This window comes from Streptomyces noursei (assembly GCF_001646665.1).
GTDB lineage: Bacteria > Actinomycetota > Actinomycetes > Streptomycetales > Streptomycetaceae > Streptomyces > Streptomyces lavendulocolor.
This window is the reverse complement of record NZ_LWBU01000169.1, coordinates 73,007-93,250: the sequence shown is the minus strand read 5'-3', so window position 1 is coordinate 93,250 and position 20,244 is coordinate 73,007. Positions and strand designations below refer to the sequence as shown.

At 72.1% G+C, this 20,244-nt stretch carries 18 protein-coding genes; 9 read left to right on the top strand and 9 right to left on the bottom strand.

What is annotated here, in order from left to right:
* Positions 1–261 precede the first annotated feature (261 nt).
* On the top strand, positions 262–1,866 hold the full coding sequence (locus A4V12_RS14120) for a protein kinase domain-containing protein (protein WP_064069679.1): 1,605 nt from the start codon (positions 262–264) through the stop codon (positions 1,864–1,866).
* A 99-nt stretch (positions 1,867–1,965) separates the two neighbouring features.
* Here A4V12_RS14120 and A4V12_RS14115 read toward each other — a convergent pair whose 3' ends face one another.
* Complete coding sequence (locus tag A4V12_RS14115; RefSeq protein ID WP_064069678.1) at positions 1,966–2,979, bottom strand: phosphotransferase; 1,014 nt, start codon at positions 2,977–2,979, stop codon at positions 1,966–1,968.
* Positions 2,980–3,088: 109 nt separating this feature from the next.
* Entirely contained in the window at positions 3,089–3,748 is a 660-nt protein-coding gene (locus tag A4V12_RS14110; protein WP_064069677.1) for a response regulator, read from the bottom strand.
* A 357-nt stretch (positions 3,749–4,105) separates the two neighbouring features.
* On the opposite strand from A4V12_RS14110, the gene pdhA reads away from it, so the two are divergent.
* Genes pdhA through A4V12_RS14095 form a run of 3 tightly spaced genes read left to right on the top strand, consistent with a single transcriptional unit; the run spans position 4,106 to position 7,733 of the window.
* Entirely contained in the window at positions 4,106–5,275 is a 1,170-nt protein-coding gene (gene pdhA / locus A4V12_RS14105; RefSeq protein ID WP_064069676.1) for a pyruvate dehydrogenase (acetyl-transferring) E1 component subunit alpha, read from the top strand.
* 2 nt (positions 5,276–5,277) lie between these two features.
* Positions 5,278–6,258 carry an alpha-ketoacid dehydrogenase subunit beta gene (locus A4V12_RS14100; protein WP_064069675.1) on the top strand — a complete coding sequence of 327 codons (981 nt, stop codon included), beginning with the start codon at positions 5,278–5,280 and terminating at the stop codon, positions 6,256–6,258.
* A gap of 29 nt (positions 6,259–6,287) precedes the next feature.
* Complete coding sequence (locus A4V12_RS14095) at positions 6,288–7,733, top strand: dihydrolipoamide acetyltransferase family protein (RefSeq protein WP_064069855.1); 1,446 nt, start codon at positions 6,288–6,290, stop codon at positions 7,731–7,733.
* Between the two features lie 87 nt (positions 7,734–7,820).
* Here the strand turns inward: A4V12_RS14095 and A4V12_RS14090 are convergent, their stop codons facing one another.
* Positions 7,821–8,747, bottom strand: a complete 927-nt coding sequence (locus A4V12_RS14090) for a D-alanyl-D-alanine carboxypeptidase family protein (RefSeq protein ID WP_064069674.1) — start codon at positions 8,745–8,747, stop codon at positions 7,821–7,823.
* A 261-nt stretch (positions 8,748–9,008) separates the two neighbouring features.
* Between A4V12_RS14090 and A4V12_RS14085 the strand changes: the two genes are divergently transcribed.
* Both A4V12_RS14085 and A4V12_RS14080 read left to right on the top strand, forming a co-directional pair.
* Positions 9,009–9,650 carry a GntR family transcriptional regulator gene (locus tag A4V12_RS14085; protein ID WP_199831286.1) on the top strand — a complete coding sequence of 214 codons (642 nt, stop codon included), beginning with the start codon at positions 9,009–9,011 and terminating at the stop codon, positions 9,648–9,650.
* The gene (locus A4V12_RS14080) at positions 9,647–10,951 is read left to right on the top strand and encodes an MFS transporter (RefSeq protein ID WP_064069672.1); all 1,305 of its coding nucleotides are present in this window, start codon (positions 9,647–9,649) and stop codon (positions 10,949–10,951) included. Before A4V12_RS14085 ends, A4V12_RS14080 begins: the two co-directional genes overlap by 4 nt.
* Positions 10,952–11,053: 102 nt before the next feature.
* Here A4V12_RS14080 and A4V12_RS14075 read toward each other — a convergent pair whose 3' ends face one another.
* Positions 11,054–11,878, bottom strand: coding sequence for a maleylpyruvate isomerase family mycothiol-dependent enzyme (locus A4V12_RS14075; RefSeq protein ID WP_064069671.1), 825 nt, complete (start codon positions 11,876–11,878; stop codon positions 11,054–11,056).
* A gap of 136 nt (positions 11,879–12,014) precedes the next feature.
* Between A4V12_RS14075 and A4V12_RS14070 the strand changes: the two genes are divergently transcribed.
* Positions 12,015–12,809 carry a carbon-nitrogen family hydrolase gene (locus tag A4V12_RS14070; RefSeq protein ID WP_064069670.1) on the top strand — a complete coding sequence of 265 codons (795 nt, stop codon included), beginning with the start codon at positions 12,015–12,017 and terminating at the stop codon, positions 12,807–12,809.
* Between the two features lie 96 nt (positions 12,810–12,905).
* Here A4V12_RS14070 and A4V12_RS14065 read toward each other — a convergent pair whose 3' ends face one another.
* Complete coding sequence (locus A4V12_RS14065) at positions 12,906–13,391, bottom strand: LURP-one-related/scramblase family protein (RefSeq protein ID WP_064069854.1); 486 nt, start codon at positions 13,389–13,391, stop codon at positions 12,906–12,908.
* A 132-nt stretch (positions 13,392–13,523) separates the two neighbouring features.
* Here A4V12_RS14065 and A4V12_RS14060 point away from each other — a divergent pair, with 132 nt between their 5' ends.
* Positions 13,524–15,377, top strand: a complete 1,854-nt coding sequence (locus tag A4V12_RS14060) for an NHL domain-containing thioredoxin family protein (protein WP_064069669.1) — start codon at positions 13,524–13,526, stop codon at positions 15,375–15,377.
* 3 nt (positions 15,378–15,380) lie between these two features.
* Here A4V12_RS14060 and A4V12_RS14055 read toward each other — a convergent pair whose 3' ends face one another.
* The 3 genes from A4V12_RS14055 to A4V12_RS14045 form a co-directional block, all read right to left on the bottom strand.
* Positions 15,381–15,752 (bottom strand): hypothetical protein, encoded by a 372-nt coding sequence (locus A4V12_RS14055; protein WP_064069668.1) that lies wholly within the window; start codon positions 15,750–15,752, stop codon positions 15,381–15,383.
* Between the two features lie 149 nt (positions 15,753–15,901).
* Positions 15,902–16,126, bottom strand: coding sequence for a DUF6458 family protein (locus tag A4V12_RS14050; RefSeq protein WP_064069667.1), 225 nt, complete (start codon positions 16,124–16,126; stop codon positions 15,902–15,904).
* Positions 16,127–16,193: 67 nt separating this feature from the next.
* Entirely contained in the window at positions 16,194–17,486 is a 1,293-nt protein-coding gene (locus A4V12_RS14045; RefSeq protein ID WP_064069666.1) for a M18 family aminopeptidase, read from the bottom strand.
* A 134-nt stretch (positions 17,487–17,620) separates the two neighbouring features.
* Between A4V12_RS14045 and A4V12_RS14040 the strand changes: the two genes are divergently transcribed.
* Positions 17,621–18,058 carry a DUF6083 domain-containing protein gene (locus A4V12_RS14040; RefSeq protein WP_234372181.1) on the top strand — a complete coding sequence of 146 codons (438 nt, stop codon included), beginning with the start codon at positions 17,621–17,623 and terminating at the stop codon, positions 18,056–18,058.
* Between the two features lie 222 nt (positions 18,059–18,280).
* Here A4V12_RS14040 and A4V12_RS14035 read toward each other — a convergent pair whose 3' ends face one another.
* A complete protein-coding gene (locus tag A4V12_RS14035) occupies positions 18,281–20,107 on the bottom strand; it encodes an acyl-CoA dehydrogenase (RefSeq protein WP_064069664.1) in 1,827 nt (608 codons plus the stop codon).
* Positions 20,108–20,244 lie beyond the last annotated feature (137 nt).

Below are 20,244 nucleotides of genomic sequence, written 5' to 3'. Positions count from 1 at the left end.
GGCAGTGACACGTCAAGCCGGGTGCCCGTTCCGTGACCGTACGCACAAGAAGCGTCTCGGAAGTGTTACCGGACCCGTACCGGACCGCCATGGAACCGGCGGGAGATTTGCACAGGCGTACGGGGAACCGGTTGGATGGCCGGTCAATCTCGAACCGGCGCGGCGCGCGGAGGCTGTAGCGTGACGTGGCGTAGTACCCCTTAAAACACGGCGGCACCCCGCACGCGCGAAGCAGGCGGACAGAAACGACGGCGAGGACTGATGGCATCCGAATCCGAGGCAGGCGGCGGCGGAGGAGTGCCGGAGTCCGCCGAGTGGGGCGTCGGCGGACTCGTCGGAGACGGCCGCTACCGGCTGACCCACCGTCTCGGCCGCGGCGGCATGGCCGAGGTGTTCGCGGCGGAGGACGTACGGCTGGGGCGCACCGTGGCGGTGAAGCTGCTGCGCGCCGACCTCGCCGAGGACCCGGTCTCCAAGGCCCGCTTCACCCGCGAGGCACAGTCCGTCGCCGGCCTGAACCACCACGCGATCGTCGCCGTGTACGACTCCGGCGAGGACGTGGTGAACGGCCAGTCCGTGCCGTACATCGTCATGGAGCTGGTCGAGGGCCGCACCATCCGCGACCTGCTGATCAACGCGGAGGCGCCGCCGCCCGAGCAGGCGCTGATCATCGTCTCCGGTGTGCTGGAGGCCCTCGCCTACTCGCACCAGCACGGCATCGTGCACCGTGACATCAAGCCCGCGAACGTGATCATCACGCACGGCGGCGCGGTCAAGGTGATGGACTTCGGCATCGCCCGCGCCCTGCACGGCGCGCAGTCCACCATGACGCAGACCGGCATGGTCATGGGCACCCCGCAGTACCTCTCCCCGGAGCAGGCCCTCGGCAAGGCCGTCGACCACCGCTCCGACCTGTACGCCACGGGCTGCCTGCTGTACGAACTGCTCGCGCTGCGCCCGCCCTTCACCGGCGAGACACCGTTGTCCGTGGTCTACCAGCACGTCCAGGACATCCCGGTGCCGCCGTCCGAGGTCTCGGACGTCGCCCCGCCGGAGCTGGACGGTCTGGCCATGCGCGCCCTCGCGAAGGACCCGGACGACCGGTTCCAGAGCGCCGAGGAGATGCGCGGCCTGGTCCAGTACGGGCTCCAGATGCTCCAGCAGCAGGGCAGCCACAGCGGTACCTGGAACACCGGCCCGGTCGAGATGCACGACGGCGGGCGCACCGCGATGGGCGGTGTCGCGGCGACCACCGCGATGGGCCACCCGCTGCACGGCGACACCTCGCAGGGTCCGATCCTGCCGCCGGCCAACCCCGACGACGGCGCCTACGCCTACGACGGCGGTCAGGGCCGCAGGGGCGGCCGCGGCAAGGTGTGGCTGTTCGCCGCCCTGGCGCTGATCGCGATCGTGGCGGGTGTGGCGTACGCGATCGACCAGACCAGGAAGGCGGGCGACGACGGCAAGCAGAAGCCGCCGGCCTCCACCGCGCCGTCCAAGCCCGGCGACACCACCAAGCCCACCCCGTCCGACGAGAAGACGGACGAGAAGACCGAGGACCCGGGCGGCTCCACGGGCGGCGGCAACGGCGGCAACGGCCAGAACTGGGGCGACCCGAACCCCGACTACCCGTCGGACCCGAAGACCAACAACCCGCCCCCGCCGACCGGCGGCCAGCCGTCGACCCCCGGGACCACCGAGGGCACCGACCAGGGCGGGACCACGGACGGCGGTACCGATCAGGGCGGGACGACCGACGGCGGTACGGACCAGGGCGGCACCACCACCGGTACGACCGACCAGGGCGGGACCACCACCGGCACCACCGACCAGGGCGCGACCACCACGGGCACCGGGGGCGCCTGAGCCCGCGCGGGCGGGCCGGGGCACGCGCCCCGGCCCGCCCGCCTGCCGCATCCCCCGGCCCGCCCGCCTGCCGCATGCTCGCGGCCCCGTGCGTGCCGTTCACCCGGCGAAGGCGTCGCGCACCGCCTCGTACTCCCGGGTCCACCACACTGCCAGGGCCGACGCCGCGGGGAACTGCGGGTCGGCCCTGCCGTCGTGCAGCTGGTAGCGCCAGCGCAGTATCCAGAAGTCGTTCAGCCGCTCCCACCACACGCGGTGCACCGCAGCCGCCAGCTCGGCCTGGTCCGCGCCGGCCGCCCGCCGGTACGCGCGCGCGTAGGCGCGGACCTTCTCCAGCTCCAGGCCCCCGGCCGGCTGGACGAAGAAGATCGCGGCCGCCCGTACCGCCTCCTCCGCCCGGGGCTGCACGCCCAGCCGGTCCCAGTCGATGATCGCCGCGGGCTCCGCGCCCCGGTAGAGCAGGTTCAGCGGGTGGAAGTCCCCGTGCACCCAGCCGCCCGCCGAGGCCGGCGGCGGGCGGCGGTGGGCGTGGTCGGCCAGCAGCCGCCGCCGCTCCAGCAGCCGGTGCTCGGCCAGCTCGTCGAAGGCGTCCCGCGGCCGGCGGGCCCGCGCCAGCACCAGCAGCCGGTCGATGAGCCGGAAGGTGTCCTCCGGGTCGGCGCTGTGGTGCCGGTGGTCGCCGTGCGGCTCCATGACCTGTTCCAGGCAGGTGTGCACGAGCCCGAGCAGCGCGCCCAGCCGCCGCGACCCGGCCTCGGACAGCTGCGCCCCGGCCCGGTGCCGCCCGTCGACCCAGGGGTGCAGGGCGTAGCAGCGGCCGTCGATCTCCGCGACGGTCTCGCCCTCCGCGTCGGGCAGCGGCGGGGCCACGGGTACGCCGAGGGCGTGCAGGCGCTGGGTGGCGCGGTGCTGGCGGACGATGGTGGCCCGGTCGGCCGTGGGGGCGTCCAGGTGCTGTTTGAGGAAGTAGGCGCCGTGGGTGGTGGAGAGGCGGTAGCCGCGGTTCAGGAGGCCCTGGGTGACGGGTACGCAGGAGAGGGGTTCGCCCGGGTCGTCGTAGCGGCGCAGCAGCGCACTCACGGGTGGGACGGGGGTTGCAGATGAGCGCGGCACTCACCAAATGTTAGATCACGGAGCGTGGTGGCGGGATCGCTCCCCGGAACCTGCCGTTCCGTGACGATCCCGGGAGTCCAGGGGCCGGGACGGTCCCCCGTCCGGCCCGTCAGCGGCGCTCGGCCTGCAGCCTGGCGACGTACGCGGCGGCCTGCGAGCGCCGTTCCATGCCGAGCTTGGACAGCAGACCGGAGACGTAGTTCTTGATCGTCTTCTCGGCGAGGTGCAGCCGCTCGCCGATCGCGCGGTTCGTCAGCCCCTCGCCGATCAGGTCGAGGATCCGGCGCTCCTGCTCGGTCAGCGCCGCCAGCCGGTCGTCGTTCCTCGCGCCGTGGCCGTCCCGCAGCCGCTCCAGCACCCGCGCGGTGGCCGCCGGGTCCAGCAGCGACCTGCCGGCCGCCACGTCCCGTACCGCCGACAGCAGCTCGTTGCCCCGGATGGCCTTCAGGACGTACCCGGAGGCACCGGCCATGATCGCGTCGAAGAGGGCCTCGTCGTCCGCGTAGGAGGTGAGCATCAGGCATTTGATGGATTCGTCCAGTGCCCGCACCTCGCGGCACACCTCCACCCCGCTGCCGTCGGGGAGGCGTACGTCGAGAATGGCGACGTCCGGACGGGCCGCCGGAATCCTGACCAGCGCATCTGCCGCCGTGCCGGCCTCTCCGACGACCTCGATGTCGTCCTCGACGGAGAGCATTTCGTGAACGCCACGCCGGACCACTTCATGGTCGTCCAGCAGAAATACCGTGATTTTTCCTTCTTTGCGCACCGACTCAGTCTCACATACTGACTCTTCCCGTGCCCGGGGTGCGCGGGATAACGTGCCCCCTGTTCCGGCGGCTCACGAGGCTGTGACCAGTCATTTGTCCACCCCTTTGCGATTTACTTGGAAATCCAAGCAAAAACGCAGGTCAAAGGGGGTTTCGCAGTAATGCGGTGCACTGGGTAACGTGCCTATGACAGGGGGCTCGCCGGGGCACCTGTCACGCCTGCTCCCGGTCGAGGGCACCCACCCCGTGCACCCGTACGGAGACAGGCGAGCCGCTCTCCGGGCTCCGCAAGGAGCACGGGGAACCCCAGCCATCCCGGCGGACCCCGGGGGCCGGACAGACGGAGGAGCACGCACGTGACCGTGGAAGGCACTGCCGCGCGCAAGCCGCGACGCAGCAGTAAGCGCACCAGCGCGAGCGCAACCAAGGCACCCGGCGCCCAGAGCGCCGAGCCCCAGCTCGTACAGCTGCTGACGCCCGAGGGTGAGCGCGTCCAGCACCCGGAGTACGACATCGACCTCAGCCCCGAAGAGCTGCGCGGCCTGTACCGCGACATGGTGCTGACCCGGCGGTTCGATGCCGAGGCAACCTCCCTCCAGCGCCAGGGCGAGCTGGGCCTGTGGGCCTCGCTGCTCGGGCAGGAGGCCGCCCAGATCGGCTCCGGCCGGGCCCTGCGCGACGACGACTACGTCTTCCCGACCTACCGCGAGCACGGTGTCGCCTGGTGCCGCGGGGTCGACCCGACGAATCTGCTGGGAATGTTCCGTGGCGTGAACCACGGTGGCTGGGACCCCACCAGCAACAATTTCCACCTGTACACGATCGTCATCGGCTCGCAGACCCTGCACGCCACCGGCTACGCCATGGGCGTGGCCAAGGACGGGTCCGACAGCGCCGTGATCGCCTACTTCGGTGACGGTGCCTCCAGCCAGGGCGACGTCGCCGAATCGTTCACCTTCTCCGCCGTCTACAACGCCCCGGTCGTGTTCTTCTGCCAGAACAACCAGTGGGCGATCAGCGAGCCGACCGAGAAGCAGACCCGGGTGCCGCTCTACCAGCGCGCGCAGGGCTTCGGCTTCCCCGGTGTCCGCGTCGACGGCAACGACGTGCTCGCCTGCCTGGCCGTGACCCGGTCCGCGCTGGAGCGCGCCCGCCGCGGCGAGGGCCCGACCCTGGTCGAGGCGTTCACCTACCGGATGGGTGCCCACACCACCTCCGACGACCCCACCCGCTACCGCCTCGACGACGAGCGGGCCGCGTGGGAGGCCAAGGACCCGATCCTGCGGCTGCGCACGTACCTGGAGAAGCAGGGTCTGGCCGACGCCGCCTTCTTCGAGGAGCTGGAGACCGAGTCGGAGACCCTCGGCAAGCGCGTCCGCGAGGCCGTCCGGGCCATGCCCGACCCCGACCACATGGCGATGTTCGACCACGTGTACGCCGACGGGCACGCGCTCGTCGACGAGGAGCGGGCCCAGTTCGCCGCCTACCAGGCATCGTTCGCCGACGCGGACGGGGAGGTCAAGTAACCATGGCTGTTCAGAAGCTGCCCCTCGCCAAGGCGCTCAACGAGTCGCTGCGCACGGCCCTGGAGACCGACCCGAAGGTCCTCGTCATGGGCGAGGACGTCGGCAAGCTCGGTGGCGTGTTCCGCGTGACCGACGGGCTCCAGAAGGACTTCGGCGAGGAGCGGGTCATCGACACCCCGCTCGCCGAGTCCGGCATCGTCGGCACCGCGATCGGGCTCGCGCTGCGGGGCTACCGCCCCGTCGTGGAGATCCAGTTCGACGGCTTCGTCTTCCCCGCGTACGACCAGATCGTCACCCAGCTCGCCAAGATGCACGCCCGTGCGCTCGGCAAGATCAAGCTGCCGGTCGTCGTCCGCATCCCCTACGGCGGCGGCATCGGCGCCGTCGAGCACCACAGCGAGTCGCCCGAGGCGCTGTTCGCGCACGTCGCGGGCCTCAAGGTGGTCTCGCCGTCGAACTCGTCCGACGCGTACTGGATGCTCCAGCAGGCCATCCAGAGCGACGACCCGGTGATCTTCTTCGAGCCGAAGCGGCGCTACTGGGACAAGGGCGAGGTCGACACCGAGGCCATCCCGGGCGAGCTGCACAAGGCCCGCACGGTGCGGGAGGGCTCCGACCTGACCCTCGTGGCCTACGGCCCCATGGTGAAGCTCTGCCTGGAGGCGGCCGCGGTCGCCGCCGAGGAGGGCCGCTCCGTGGAGGTCGTCGACCTGCGGTCGATGTCCCCGATCGACTTCGACGCCATCCAGACGTCGGTCGAGAAGACCCGCCGGCTGGTCGTCGTCCACGAGGCGCCGGTCTTCTACGGCTCCGGAGCCGAGATCGCCGCGCGCATCACGGAGCGGTGCTTCTACCACCTGGAGGCACCGGTCCTGCGGGTGGGCGGCTACCACGCCCCGTATCCGCCGGCACGGCTGGAAGAGGAATACCTGCCGGGCCTGGACCGGGTGCTCGACGCCGTCGACCGCTCGCTCGCGTACTGAGGAGACCCACCGTGATCCGCGATTTCAAGATGCCGGACGTGGGCGAGGGGCTCACCGAGGCCGAGATCCTCAAGTGGTACGTCCAGCCCGGTGACACCGTCACCGACGGCCAGGTCGTCTGCGAGGTCGAGACGGCGAAGGCGGCCGTCGAGCTGCCGATCCCGTACGACGGCGTCGTGCACGAGCTGCGCTTCCCCGAGGGCACGACCGTCGACGTCGGCGAAGTGATCATCTCGGTGAACGTCGGCGGGGACGCCGCCGCGCAGCCGCAGACCGCCCAGCCCGCCGCCGCCGAACCGGCCGCCAAGGACGCCGCCGCGCCCGCCGCCGAGGAGGCCGCGCCGACGGGCCGCCAGCCCGTGCTGGTCGGTTACGGCGTCGCCGAGTCGTCCACCAAGCGCCGCCCGCGCAAGGGCGCGACGGCTCCGGCGGAGCAGTCCGCCGCCCGGTCCGCCGTCCAGGGCGAGCTGAACGGCCACGCGGGCGCGGCCCAGGCCGCCCCCGCCGCCCCCGCTCCCGCCCCCGTGGCCGCCGCCCGTCCCCTCGCCAAGCCGCCCGTGCGGAAGCTGGCCAAGGACCTGGGCGTCGACCTCGCGGCGGTGACCCCGACCGGCCCGGACGGGATCATCACCCGCGAGGACGTGCACGCGGCGGTGGACCTGGCCGCCGCCTCGGTCGCCGCGCCCGCCGCCGTCCCCGTACAGCCGCAGGCCGCCGAGGTCCCGCAGGCCCCGCAGCAGGCACAGCCGGCACCGCAGGCGCAGCCGGCCACCGGCCGCGAGACCCGCATCCCGATCAAGGGCGTCCGCAAGGCCACCGCCCAGGCGATGATCGGGTCCGCCTTCACCGCGCCGCACGTCACCGAGTTCATCACGGTCGACGTCACCCGCACGATGAAGCTGGTCGAGGAGCTCAAGTCCGACAAGGACATGGCGGGCCTGAGGGTCAACCCGCTGCTGCTCGTCGCCAAGGCGCTGCTCGTCGCGATCAAGCGCAACCCGGGGATCAACGCCTCCTGGGACGAGGCCGCCCAGGAGATCGTGCTCAAGCACTACGTCAACCTGGGCATCGCGGCCGCCACGCCGCGCGGCCTGATCGTGCCGAACATCAAGGACGCGCACGACAAGACGCTGCCCGAACTGGCCTCCTCCCTCGGCGAACTGGTGTCCACCGCCCGTGAGGGGAAGACGACCCCGGCGGCCATGCAGGGCGGCACGGTGACCATCACCAACGTCGGCGTCTTCGGCGTCGACACCGGTACGCCGATCCTCAACCCCGGCGAGTCCGCGATCCTCGCGGTCGGCGCGATCAAGCTCCAGCCGTGGGTGCACAAGGGCAAGGTGAAGCCCCGTCAGGTGACCACGCTGGCGCTGTCGTTCGACCACCGGCTGGTCGACGGGGAGCTGGGCTCCAAGGTGCTCGCGGACATCGCCGCGGTGCTGGAGCAGCCCAAGCGGCTGATCACCTGGGCCTGATCCCCCGGGGGACACAGGACAAGGGCCCGGACGCGACGGCGCGTCCGGGCCCTTCACCGTGTGCGCGACGGCCAGTCGCGCTGATCGTCAGTCGCGCTGGGCGCCCGCCGGGAGGGAGCGCAGCTCCATGGTCCTGGCCGTGGTGGACCCGAAGCCGAAGTCCAGCAGCTTCGCCGCGTCGTTGAAGCGGTCGGGGGCGTTGAGGACGACACCCACGTAGGTCTTGGTGCCGCGGGTGGCCGCGAAGACCAGGCACGGGCCGGCCGCCGTACCGGTGCCGGTCTTGATGCCGTTGGCGCCGCTGTAGGAGCCGAGCAGCTTGTTGGTGTTGTACCAGGTGTACGTGCGCGTACCGCCGGTGCTGGTGGTCGCCGCGGCCTTGTACGAGGGCGCCTTGACGATCTCGCGGAAGACGGCGCTGCTGAAGGCGTGGCGGGCCATCTTCGCCAGCTCCGGCGGGGTCGTGTAGTTGTTCCCGGCCGCCGAGATGCCGTCGAACGAGTCGTACATCGTGTTCGTCAGGCCGAGCTGCTTCGCCTTGGCGTTCATCTTGCCGATGAACGACTTGGTGCGGGCGGCGGTGGTGGTGCCGGTGCCGAAGGTGTCGGCGAGGGCGTACGCGGCGTCGCTGCCGGACGGCAGCATCATCGCGGACAGGAGCTGGCGGACGGTGAGCTTGTCACCGGTGCGCAGGTCGGCGGTGCTCGCGCCGTTGCGGACCACGTAGTCGCGGTACGCCTGCTTGACGGTCACCTTGCGGTTGAGGTCCACACCCGGGGTGGTGAGGACCACGATCGCCGTCGTGATCTTCGTCGTGCTGGCCATCTGGCGGCGCGTGGTGTTCGCCTTGCCGTAGATGGCCTTGCCGTCCGCCTGGTCCAGCAGGAAGCCGCCCTTGGCGCTGATGGAGGGGATCGGCACGGCGGCCGCGGCCGGAGCGGCGAGCGGGGAGGCGGTCAGCAGCAGACCGCCCGCGAGGGCGACCGTGGCGGTGCGGCGCACGGCCGTGTTCATCGATATCAAAGGAAAACGCTCCGAGTTCGAGTCTCAAATACGTCGAAAACGCCTCAACCTGGCGGGCCGGAAAACCAGTGCCCATGAAGAGACCACCGAACGGGCCCGAAGGATGTACGGCGATCCCGGATTCGCGGGAAGAACCGCGCGTGTGGCGCGGGTCACGTGACGTGGGTCACCCGGTGCGCCCGGCCTGTGAGTTGCGTCTACCTCCCCGCCGAACGCCTTCTGATGCACCCCTCTTGTATCTATGCTGTACGCATGCCTTCCGCCCCTCCCGCCGCCGACCGCGTCTACACCCACGTCAAGCAAGCCGTCCTCGACCGCCGCTACCAGGGCGGGACCCTCCTCACCGAGGGAGAACTCGCCGAGGCCGTCGGGGTGTCCCGTACGCCGGTGCGCGAGGCGCTGCTCAAACTGGAGATGGAAGGCCTGCTCAAGCTGTACCCGAAGAAGGGCGCCCTGGTCCTCGCCGTCTCCGCCCAGGAGATCGCCGACGTCGTCGAAACCCGCCTGCTGGTCGAGGAGTTCGCCGTACGCAAGGCCGTCCCCGCCCCGGCGGCGCTCCTGGAGCGGCTGGAGGAGCTCCTGGACGAGCAGCGGCGGCGCGCCGACGAGGGCGACCTCGCCGCCGTCGCCGTCACCGACCGCTGCTTCCACGCCGAGATCGTCCGCCACGCCGGGAACGAGATCCTCTCCCGCCTCTACGACCAGATGCGCGACCGGCAGCTGCGGATGGGCGTCGCCGTGATGGAGGCCCACCCCGACCGCGTCGCCAAGAACATCGCGGAGCACGCCGAGATCCTCGCCGCCGTCCGCGCCGGCGACGCCGAGGGCGCCGCCCGGTGCGTGCGCCGCCACGTCAGCCGCGTCAAGGTCCTGGTCAGGGGTGAGGACCGGTGAGCGGCTCCCCCGCCGCGGCGCTGCCCTCCGACCCGCCCGGCGGCCGCCGCGCCGCCCTCGTGTGGGGCGTCGGCGTCTGCGTCTACCTCGTCGCCGTCATCTTCCGCACGTCCCTCGGCGTCGCCGGCCTCGACGCCGCCGACCGCTTCGGCGTCAACGCCTCCGCCCTGTCGACCTTCTCCATCCTCCAGCTGCTCGTCTACGCAGGCATGCAGATACCCGTCGGCCTGATGGTCGACCGGCTCGGCACCAAGAAGGTCCTCACCCTCGGCGTGGTCCTCTTCACCCTGGGCCAGCTGGGCTTCGCGCTCTCACCCTCGTACGGCATGGCCCTGGCCTCCCGGGCGCTGCTCGGCTGCGGCGACGCGATGACCTTCATCTCCGTGCTCCGGCTGGGCACACGCTGGTTCCCCGCCCGGCGCGGACCGCTGATCGCGCAGGTCGCCGGGCTCTTCGGCGTCGTCGGGAACCTCGTCTCCACGATCGTCATCGCCCGGACGCTGGACGGGCTCGGCTGGACCGCCACCTTCGCCGGCAGCTCGCTGGCCGGCGCGCTCGTGCTGGTGCTGCTCGTCCTGTTCCTGAAGGACCACCCCGAGGGGTACGCGCCGGAGCCCGCGCACCACGCGGGTGCGGCGTACGTCCGCCGCCAGATCGTCCGGTCCTGGCAGGAACCCGGTACCCGGCTCGGCATGTGGGTGCACTTCACCACCCAGTTCCCGGCGATGGTGTTCCTGCTGCTGTGGGGGCTGCCGTTCCTCGTCGAGGAGCAGGGCCTGTCCCGGGGGACGGCCGGCGACATGCTGACCCTGACCGTGCTCGCCAACATGGTCTTCGGCATGACCTACGGGCAGATCATCGCCCGCCACCACGGGGCACGGGTGCCGCTCGCGCTCGGCACGGTCGCGGCCACCGCCGCGGTGTGGGGGGCCACCCTCGCCCACCCGGGCGACCACGCCCCGATGTGGCTCCTGGCCACCCTGTGCGTCGTCCTCGGCGCCTGCGGGCCCGCCTCCATGATCGGCTTCGACTTCGCCCGGCCGGCGAACCCGCCGGAACGGCAGGGCACGGCGTCCGGCATCGTCAACATGGGCGGCTTCACCGCCTCCATCACCACCCTGCTCGCCGTCGGCGTGCTGCTCGACGCGACCGGCGGCGACTACCGGATCGCCTTCTCCTCGGTGTTCGTGCTCCAGGCCCTGGGCGTCGCGCAGATCGTGCGGCTCCGCGCGCGCACGGCCCGCCGGGAACGGGACAGGCTGGTGGCGAGCCGCGTGGAGACCGTCCACGTCCCCGCCTAGCGCGGCGGGCGGGTGCGTGGTCCCGCGCGAGGGCGGTCCCGTGCGGCCCCGCACGAGGACCGGGCGGCCGGTGTCGGGCGGCCGGTGCCGCGCGGCCGCGCCCTACGGCGTGACCGCGAAGGACGACAGGATCGCCCCCGCCAGCTCCGTGTCGCCCTCCACCTTGACCCGGTCGGCGACCGCCGCGGGCCGCACCCGGCCGCAGGCGAGCCGGACGTACGTCTCCCAGTCCGTCGCGATCGTGACCGCGGGGCCCAGCGACGGCGCCCCGTCCACCGAACCGCGGCCCTCGGCGTCGACCCGTACCGTCCGCAGGAACTCCACCGGACCGTGGACGTCGAAGACGACCGCCGTGTTCGGCGGCGCGCCCGCGTCCTTGGCGACCACCTTCGGCAGGACGGTCAGGAAGTTGTCCCGGGCGACGTACGCGCCGGGGGAGTCGAGGTTGCCGGGCACCCCGAGCGCGGTGCGCAGGTCCTGCTCGTGGCACCAGACGTCGAAGGCGCGCATGCGGTAGGCCAGTTCGAGGGACTGCTCCGCACCGAGCGGCGCCCGGATCAGCGTCTCCGGCGAGCGGTTCTCGTTGCGCAGCTGGCGGGCGCGGCGGATGAGCGTGTACTCCAGCTCGGCGGTCATCTCCGGACCGGTGTGGTGCCGGCGCACATCGACCTGCATCTCCATGTAGCGCGCGAAGTCGCTGCGTACGTGGTAGAGATCGCGCGGCAGCGAGTGGATCGGGCGCGGGTCGCCGAGCATCTCGCACTCCATGCCGATGATGTGCGACACGATGTCGCGCACCGACCAGCCGGGGCACGGGGTGGCGCGATTCCACTCACCCTCGACAAGTGGCTGCACCAGCTCGGATATCGCTTCGATGGAGTGGGTCCAGGCGTCGGCGTAGGGCTGGAGGCTGGGATGGACGGTCACGGGACCCCTCGGGCGGTTCGTACGCGGGCTGGGTGCTGTGGCAGCTAAGTTACGCTGCGGGCAGGCACCCCGGCAGTGCTTTCGTGTGACGATCGTAGGCCCGTGTTGACGGCTCGAATGCCAGGACGGTGGTAGTGTGCGCGCCTCGCTGATCCAGATCGCAGTAGATCCGGCCGAATCGCCCGAAGCCCGCCGGGCCCGCGTGGCGTCGCTCGTGGCCGAACAGCGTGGGGTCGCCGACCTCGTGGTCCTCCCCGAACTCTGGCCGGTGGGCGCCTTCGCGTACGAGTCGTTCGAGGCGGAGGCCGAGCCGGTCACCGGACCCACGCACGACGCGATGTCACGTGCCGCCCGCGAGGCCTCCGTCTGGCTGCACGCCGGCTCCGTCGTGGAACGCGCCCCGGACGGCGCCCTGTACAACACCGCGCTCGTCTATGCCCCCTCCGGCGACCTGGCCGCCACCTACCGCAAGATCCACCGCTTCGGCTTCGACCAGGGCGAGGCCGTGCTGATGGCCGCCGGCGACGAACTGGTCACCGTCCCGGTGCCCGGCCTCCCGCTGGGCCTCGCCACCTGCTACGACCTCCGCTTCCCGGAACTGTTCCGCGGGCTGGTCGACGCCGGGGCGCTCGCCCTCGTCGTCCCGGCCGGCTGGCCGGCACGCCGCCGCGAGCACTGGACCCTGCTGGCCCGCGCCCGCGCCGTCGAGAACCAGGCGTACGTCCTCGCCTGCGGCACGGCCGGCAGCCACGCGGGCGTCCCCCAGGCCGGCCACAGCCTCGTCGTCGACCCCTGGGGCGAGGTCCTCGCCGAGGCGGGCGACGGCGAGGAGACCCTCACGGTGGACCTCGACCCCGCGCTCGTGGCGACCACCCGGGACCGCTTCCCCGCCCTCAAGGACCGCATCCTGGGCCTCCCGGCCCCCCGCTGACCCGGCCCCCGCCGACCCGCGCCCGGCCGCGGGCACCCGGCCGTCCCGCGCCCGGCCGCGGCGGGGCCGGCCCCGCCCGCTCCCGCCGCCCCGGCGTCAGTCCCTGTCCGCCATCCGGATGACGCACACCGCCACCGCGATCAGCAGCGCGGCGTCGGCGCCGTCCTCCCGTACGACCTCGACGGCGTACGTGTCGCGCACCCGCAGCCACTTCCGCGAGATGCGCGCCAGGGTCTCCCCGTCCCGCTCGATGCCGAACTCGCGGTCGAGGATCCGCCCGCTCACGTCCAGCGCCGGGCCGTCCTCCAGGGTGACGCGGTAGTGGTCGCGCAGCAGCGACAGCCGCTTGCGGCTCACCGTGGCGACGGTCCGCCCGTCCCGCTCGACGGTCATCGCGCCCCGCAGGCTCAGCGCCTTCGCCCGCAGCGTCACCAGCACCCGCCCCGCCGGATCCTTCAGCTCCAGGGTGTCGCGCAGCCGCAGCGCCTTGCCGTCGACGAGGAACGCCTGCCGGCCGTCCTCGTCCTCGATCCAGTAGTCGTCGCCGATGGCGAAGATCTTGTCGCGTACCAGATATTTCATGACCCATGCGTACCCGCCGGACCGCCCCATCGGCGGCCGACGCGCCACGGACGCCGCCACCGCACGCGGCGCCGCGGCACCGCGACGACCCGCCGTGAGCCGCCGCCCACCGCCGAATGGCAAGCTTGAACCATGAACGATGCCGCCCCGGCGCCCACCCCCGCGCCCGCGCCCCGCCGTGTCCGTGTCCGTGCCCCCGAGCTGATCGGCAAGGGCGGCTGGCTCAACACCGGAGGCAACGAACTGACCCTCGCCGACCTGCGGGGTAAGTGTGTTGTCGTTGATTTTTGGACGTTCTGCTGCATCAACTGCCTCCACGTCCTGGACGAGCTGCGCGAGCTGGAGGAGAAGCACCGGGACACCGTGGTGATCGTCGGCGTCCACTCGCCGAAGTTCGTGCACGAGGCCGAGCACCAGGCCGTCGTCGACGCCGTCGAGCGGTACGGGGTGCACCACCCCGTCCTCGACGACCCCGAGCTGGCCACCTGGAAGCAGTACGCCGTACGGGCGTGGCCCACGCTCGTCGTGATCGACCCCGAGGGGTACGTCGTCGCCCAGCACGCCGGTGAGGGGCACGCCGGGGCGATCGCGAAGCTCGTCGAGGAGCTGGAGGTCGAGCACGAGGCCAAGGGCACCCTGCGGCGCGGTGACGGGCCCTACGTGCCGCCCGAGCCGGTGGCGACGCACCTGCGGTTCCCGGGCAAGGCGCTGCTGCTGGAGAGCGGCAACCTGCTGGTGACGGACACCACCCGGCACCAGGTGGTGGAGCTGGCCGCGGACGGGGAGACCGTCGTACGGCGGTACGGGACCGGGGAGCGCGGTCTCGTGGACGGCGCGGCGGAGGAGGCACGGTTCAACGAGCCGCAGGGGCTGTGCCGGTTGCCCGGCGGGAAGGTGGCCGTGGCCGACACCGTCAACCACGCCCTGCGGGTGCTGGACCCGGGCACCGGCGAGGTGTCCACGGTCGCCGGCACCGGGGCGCAGTGGTGGCAGGGTTCGCCGACCGAGGGGCCCGCACGGGAGGTGGCGCTGTCGTCGCCGTGGGACGTCGCCTGGTGGCGGGACGAGGTGTGGATCGCCATGGCGGGCGTCCACCAGCTGTGGGCGTACGACCCGGCGAAGGGCACCGTGCGGGTCGCCGCCGGGACGACGAACGAGGGGCTCGTCGACGGCCCCGCCGGCGAGGCGTGGTTCGCCCAGCCGTCCGGGCTCGCCGCCACCGACGAGCGCCTGTGGGTCGCCGACTCCGAGACCAGCGCCCTGCGGTGGGTGGACCCGGAGGGCGCCGTCCACACCGCCGTGGGCACCGGGCTGTTCGACTTCGGCCACCGGGACGGCGAGGCGGGGCAGGCGCTGCTCCAGCACCCGCTGGGCGTCACGGTGCTGCCCGACGGGTCGGTCGCCGTGGCGGACACGTACAACCACGCGCTGCGCCGCTACGACCCGGCGGCCGGTGAGGTCACCACCCTCGCCACGGACCTGCGGGAGCCGAGCGACGCGGTGCTCGTGGGCGACGACATCGTGGTGGTGGAGTCGGCGCGCCACCGGCTGACCCGGCTGCGGCTGCCCGAGGAGGCGGTCCAGGTGGCCGCGGTGGCGCACCGGACGCGGCGGGAGGCGACGGAGGTGGCGCCGGGCACGCTCCGGGTGGACGTGGTGTTCCGGGCGCCGAGCGGGCAGAAGCTGGACGAGCGGTACGGTCCGTCGACGCGGCTGCTGGTGTCGTCGACGCCGCCCGAGCTGCTGGTCTCGGGCGCGGGCACGGGGACGGACCTGTTCCGGGAGCTGGTGCTGGACCCGGCGGTCCCGGAGGGTGTGCTGCATGTGTCCGCGATGGCGGCGTCGTGCGACGACGACCCGGCCAACGAGTACCCGGCCTGTCACGTGCACCAGCAGGACTGGGGTGTTCCGGTGAAGGTCACGGAGTCGGGCGTGTCGCGGCTGCCGCTGATCCTCGCGGGGATGGACCCGGCGGAGACCGCGTAGGGGTCAGTACGCCAGGCCCTGGTGGCGGGACGGCCTGCCCGCCGCCCCGTCCAGGCAGCCGGCCACCCATGCCGCCGGGTCGTGGGTGGCCTTCCGGCCGCCGAGGCCCGCGGCCTCCCTGCGGGCGCAGCCGCCGTCCAGGAGGTCGCGCACCCGTTCCCCGGTCATGTCGTGGTGGCGGACGCGGTTGCCCTGGAGGTAGCCGGCCTCGTACGCGATGTCCGTGCCCCACGGGGGCCGTTCGCCGTACGCGCCGACGGCGAGGGCGCCGACGGTCGCCGCGAGCGCCACGGCGGCCCCGGTCAGGCCCCAGAAGGCCCGGCGTCCGGGGCCGCGGTGGCGTACGAGTTCGGTCTGTCGTCCCAGCAGCACCATGCCGACACGGTGTCAGGCCCGGCCTTTCGCGGATGTTTCCGCGGCGGTCCGGGCCGATGACGGCCCGGACCGCGTTCCGGACCGACCGGTGGCGTTCCGGACCGGTGGCGGTCCGGTGCGGTAGTGGTCCGGTGCGGTGGTGGTCCGGCTCAGTAGCGCCGGTCGTCCGCGGGGTCGACCACCGTCGGGGCGACCGGCGGGACGACCGCCCGGCGCCGCCTGGCGATGCTGGTGAACGTCGCGACGCCGATGATGCCGACCGCCATGAGGATCAGCCCCACCAGGTCCAGATTGATGCCCTGTGCTTCCCAGTCGGTCGCGAAGGTGAGGATCGCCCCGACCGCTATGAGAATGATGCAGCCACCCAGGCCCATGATTCCCGCCTCCTCGTCTGCTTAGGTGTTGCGGGTACCCCGACCCGCAACACCTACGCGGGGCGGGCTACTTCAAGAACGCCACCAGGGCGTTGGCCAGCAGGAACGGGTCGTCGGCCGCGCACAGTTCGCGGGCGCTGTGCATCGACAGGATGGCGACGCCGATGTCGACGGTCCGGATTCCGTGGCGTGCGGCGGTGATCGGGCCGATGGTCGTGCCGCAGGGCATGTCGTTGTTCGACACGAACGTCTGCCAGGGCACGCCGGCCTTCTCGCACGCCGCCGCGAACACGGCGCGGCCGCTGCCGTCGGTGGCGTACCGCTGGTTGACGTTCACCTTGAGGATGGGGCCGCCGCCGGCGCGGGGGTGGTGCGTGGGGTCGTGGCGCTCGGCGTAGTTGGGGTGCACCGCGTGGCCGGTGTCGGAGGAGAGGCAGACCGTGCCGGCGAAGGAGCGGGCCCGGTCCTCGTAGCCGCCGCCGCGGGCGAAGACGGACCGTTCCAGGACCGTGCCGAGGAGGGGGCCCTGGGCGCCGGTGTCGGACTCGGAGCCGTTCTCCTCGTGGTCGAAGGCGGCGAGGACGGGGATGAACTCCAGGTCCCCGGCGGTGGATACGGCGCCGAGGGCGGCCACGCCCGCGTGCACCGACAGCAGGTTGTCCATGCGCGGGCCGGCCAGCAGCTCCCGGTCGCGCCCCAGGTAGGCGGGGGCCTCCAGGGCGTGGACCATCAGGTCCCAGCCGGCCACGTCGGCGGCGGGGACCTCCGCCTCGTCGGCGACGAAGCGGATGAGGTCGCCCTCGTGGACGTCGTCGCCCAGGCCCCAGATGGGCTGCATGTGCCGCTGGCGGTCCAGCTTGAGGCCCTCGTTGACCTGCCGGTCCAGGTGGATGGCGAGCTGCGGCACGCGCAGCAGCGGCCGGTCGACGCTCACCAGCCGGTGGCTGCCGTCCCGCAGGGTCAGCCTGCCGGACAGGCCCAGGTCGCGGTCGAGCCAGGTGTTGAGCAGGGTTCCGCCGTACGTCTCGACGGCGACCTGCCGCCAGCCGTGCGCGCCCATGTCGGGCTGCGGCTTGACGCGGAGGTTGGGCGAGTCGGTGTGGGCGCCGATGATCCTGAACGGGGTGTGCGGGCCTGCGCCTTCCGGTACGTACCAGGCGATGATCGCACCGCCGCGGATGACGTACTTGCCGCCGCTCGTACCGTCCCAGGCGGCGGTCTCGTCGAGCTTCTGGAAGCCGGCCTTCTCCAGCCGTTCACCGGCGTTGGCCACGGCGTGGTACGGCGTGGGGGAGTCCGCCAGGAAGGTCATGAGGTCGTCGGTGTGGCCGCGGTCGAAGCGGGGGGGTGAGCTGCTCATGGGCCTCACTTTACGGGCGGGTCAGTTGGGAGGGACCGTCGCGAACGGCCCATTGTCAGTGGCGGCTGCGACTATCGGGAGACGTGGCGGGACAGCAGTCCGCTGACTCGCCGGTCGCGACCGGAGGTGCACTGGTGACCACGACGACCACGCACGTCTCGCCCGTCTGTGCCGCGTGCGAAACACCCGGGGCGGAGTGGAGCGCCCCGCTGGGGATGCCGCTCTGCGCGGCGTGCACGACGGCGGCGGTGGGCACGCCGGACCGGGACCCGGTGCGCCTCGGGGACATCCTGCCGGTGACCGCCGCGTCGCTGCGGGCCTCGATACCCGCGCCGCGTCCGCCGCGCACCGGTTCGCTGATGACCTGCCGCTTCTGCGGGGCGCGGGCGCGGTGGCACCGCACGGTGCACGGCCGCTGGGTGGCGATGGAGCCGGGGGAGCGTCCGGCGGCGGGTGTCCCGCGCGGCGAGCGGTGGTACGTGGCGGGGGACGGCACGGCGGTGCAGCTGCGCGGGGCGCTGCCGTCGGACACGTGCCGGGTGAGCCACTTCTCGGTGTGCACCGCCCGGTGAAGGCCGGGGCCCGGCCCGGGCCGGGGTGAGGGGCTCGCTCGGCGGAGGGCTCGGGCGGGGATCCGGTCGAGGGCCCGGTGGTTCGCTCGGTGGGGGGCCCGGGCCGGGATCCCGGGCGGGGAGCCCGGTGAGGCGGCCGGGAAGACCGGCGGCCCGCCTCCGGGGATGTCCGGGGGCGGGCCGTGGTGGACCGGTCCGTCGTGGGCCGGCCGGGGTCGCGGACTAGAACGCGGCCTCGTCCAGCTCCATGAGGGAGTTGTCGACGCCCTCGGCTATCGCGCGCTCGGTGGAGACGCCCGGCAGCACGTTGGCGGCGAAGAACTTCGCGGCCTCGATCTTGCCCCGGTAGAACGCCACGTCCTTGGAGGAGGCGGTCTCCAGCTTCTCGGCCGCGACGGCGGCACCGCGCAGCAGGAGGTAGCCGACGACCACGTCACCGGAGGCCATGAGGAGGCGGGTGGTGTTGAGGCCGACCTTGTAGATGTTCTTGACGTCCTCGCCGGTGGCGGTGAGGTCGGTGAGCATCGTGCCGACGATCGCCTCCAGGTCCACGGCCGCCTTGGCGAGGGCGTCGCGGGCCGGGGCCAGCTCCTCGCCGCCGGTGCCGACCGCCAGGAACTTCTTGATCTCCTCGGCGAGCGCGTTCAGGGAGGCGCCCTGGTCGCGGACGATCTTGCGGAAGAAGTAGTCCTGGCCCTGGATCGCGGTCGTGCCCTCGTAGAGGGTGTCGATCTTGGCGTCCCGGATGTACTGCTCGACCGGGTACTCCTGGAGGTAGCCGGAGCCGCCGAAGGTCTGGAGGGACTGGGCGAGCTGCTCGTAGGACTTCTCGGAGCCGTAGCCCTTGACGATCGGCAGGAGCAGGTCGTTCAGGCCGATCAGCGCCTTGGCGTCCTCGCCGGCCGCTTCCTTGACCTGGATCTCGTCCTGGATGGCGGCGGTGTACATGACGAGGGCGCGCATGCCCTCCGCGTACGCCTTCTGCGTCATCAGCGAGCGGCGCACGTCCGGGTGGTGCGTGATGGTGACCTTGGGCGCGGTCTTGTCCATGAAGTTCGCCAGGTCGGGGCCCTGCACGCGCTCCTTGGCGTACTCCAGCGCGTTCAGGTAGCCGGTCGACAGGGTGGCGATGGCCTTCGTGCCGACCATCATGCGGGCGAACTCGATGATGCGGAACATCTGGCGGATGCCGTCGTGCTTGTCGCCGATCAGCCAGCCCTTGGCGGGGTGCTTGTCGCCGAAGGTCATCTCGCACGTGTTGGAGGCCTTGAGGCCCATCTTGTGCTCGACGTTCGTCGCGTACACGCCGTTGCGCTCGCCCAGCTCGCCGGTCTCCCAGTCGAAGTGGAACTTCGGCACGAGGAAGAGGGAGAGGCCCTTGGTGCCGGGGCCGTGGCCCTCGGGGCGGGCGAGGACGTAGTGGAGGATGTTCTCCGACATGTCGTGCTCACCGGAGGTGATGAAGCGCTTCACGCCCTCGATGTGCCAGGAGCCGTCGTCCTGCTGGACCGCCTTGGTGCGGCCGGCGCCCACGTCCGAGCCGGCGTCCGGCTCGGTGAGGACCATGGTGGAGCCCCACTGCTTCTCGACCGCGATCTGGGCGATCTTCTTCTGGACGTCGTTGCCCTCCTCGAAGAGCACGCCCGCGAAGGCGGGGCCCGAGGAGTACATCCAGACGGCCGGGTTCGAGCCGAGGATCAGCTCCGCGTACGCCCAGATCAGCGAGCGCGGGGAGGTGGTGCCGCCGATCTCCTCGGGCAGGCCGAGGCGCCAGTACTCGGAGTCCATGAAGGCCTTGTAGGACTTCTTGAAGGACTCGGGGATCGGCGCGGTGTTCGTCTCGGGGTCGAAGACCGGCGGGTTGCGGTCGGCGTCCGCGAAGGACTCGGCGAAGTCGTTCTCGGCGAGACGGCGCATCTCGTCCAGGACGCTCTTCGCGGTCTCGACGTCCATCTCCTCGAACGGACCGGTGCCGTAGACCTTGTCGCGCCCGAGGACCTCGAAGAGGTTGAACTCGATGTCGCGGAGATTCGACTTGTAGTGCCCCATGGCGACGGCTCCGTAAGGCTCGGGGAGGCGGAATCCTCTTACACGTACCAGCAAGTAGCTACGATGATGCTACCCGTCGGTAATAAGAGCAACCCCTATGGGGCAATCTGTGACGCGTCACGCGTGCGCGGGGCGGC

Bases quoted from the DNA above. Each gene is read 5' to 3' on its own strand.
- A4V12_RS14120 (WP_064069679.1), top strand. From the start codon at position 262: ATGGCATCCGAATCCGAGGCAGGCGGCGGCGGAGGAGTGCCGGAGTCC.
- A4V12_RS14100 (WP_064069675.1), top strand. From the start codon at position 5,278: ATGGCTGTTCAGAAGCTGCCCCTCGCCAAGGCGCTCAACGAGTCGCTG.
- A4V12_RS14095 (WP_064069855.1), top strand. From the start codon at position 6,288: ATGCCGGACGTGGGCGAGGGGCTCACCGAGGCCGAGATCCTCAAGTGG.
- A4V12_RS14090 (WP_064069674.1), bottom strand. From the start codon at position 8,747: ATGAACACGGCCGTGCGCCGCACCGCCACGGTCGCCCTCGCGGGCGGT.
- A4V12_RS14085 (WP_199831286.1), top strand. From the start codon at position 9,009: ATGCCTTCCGCCCCTCCCGCCGCCGACCGCGTCTACACCCACGTCAAG.
- A4V12_RS14065 (WP_064069854.1), bottom strand. From the start codon at position 13,391: ATGAAATATCTGGTACGCGACAAGATCTTCGCCATCGGCGACGACTAC.
- A4V12_RS14060 (WP_064069669.1), top strand. From the start codon at position 13,524: ATGAACGATGCCGCCCCGGCGCCCACCCCCGCGCCCGCGCCCCGCCGT.
- A4V12_RS14055 (WP_064069668.1), bottom strand. From the start codon at position 15,752: ATGGTGCTGCTGGGACGACAGACCGAACTCGTACGCCACCGCGGCCCC.
- A4V12_RS14050 (WP_064069667.1), bottom strand. From the start codon at position 16,126: ATGGGCCTGGGTGGCTGCATCATTCTCATAGCGGTCGGGGCGATCCTC.
- A4V12_RS14045 (WP_064069666.1), bottom strand. From the start codon at position 17,486: ATGAGCAGCTCACCCCCCCGCTTCGACCGCGGCCACACCGACGACCTC.
- A4V12_RS14035 (WP_064069664.1), bottom strand. From the start codon at position 20,107: ATGGGGCACTACAAGTCGAATCTCCGCGACATCGAGTTCAACCTCTTC.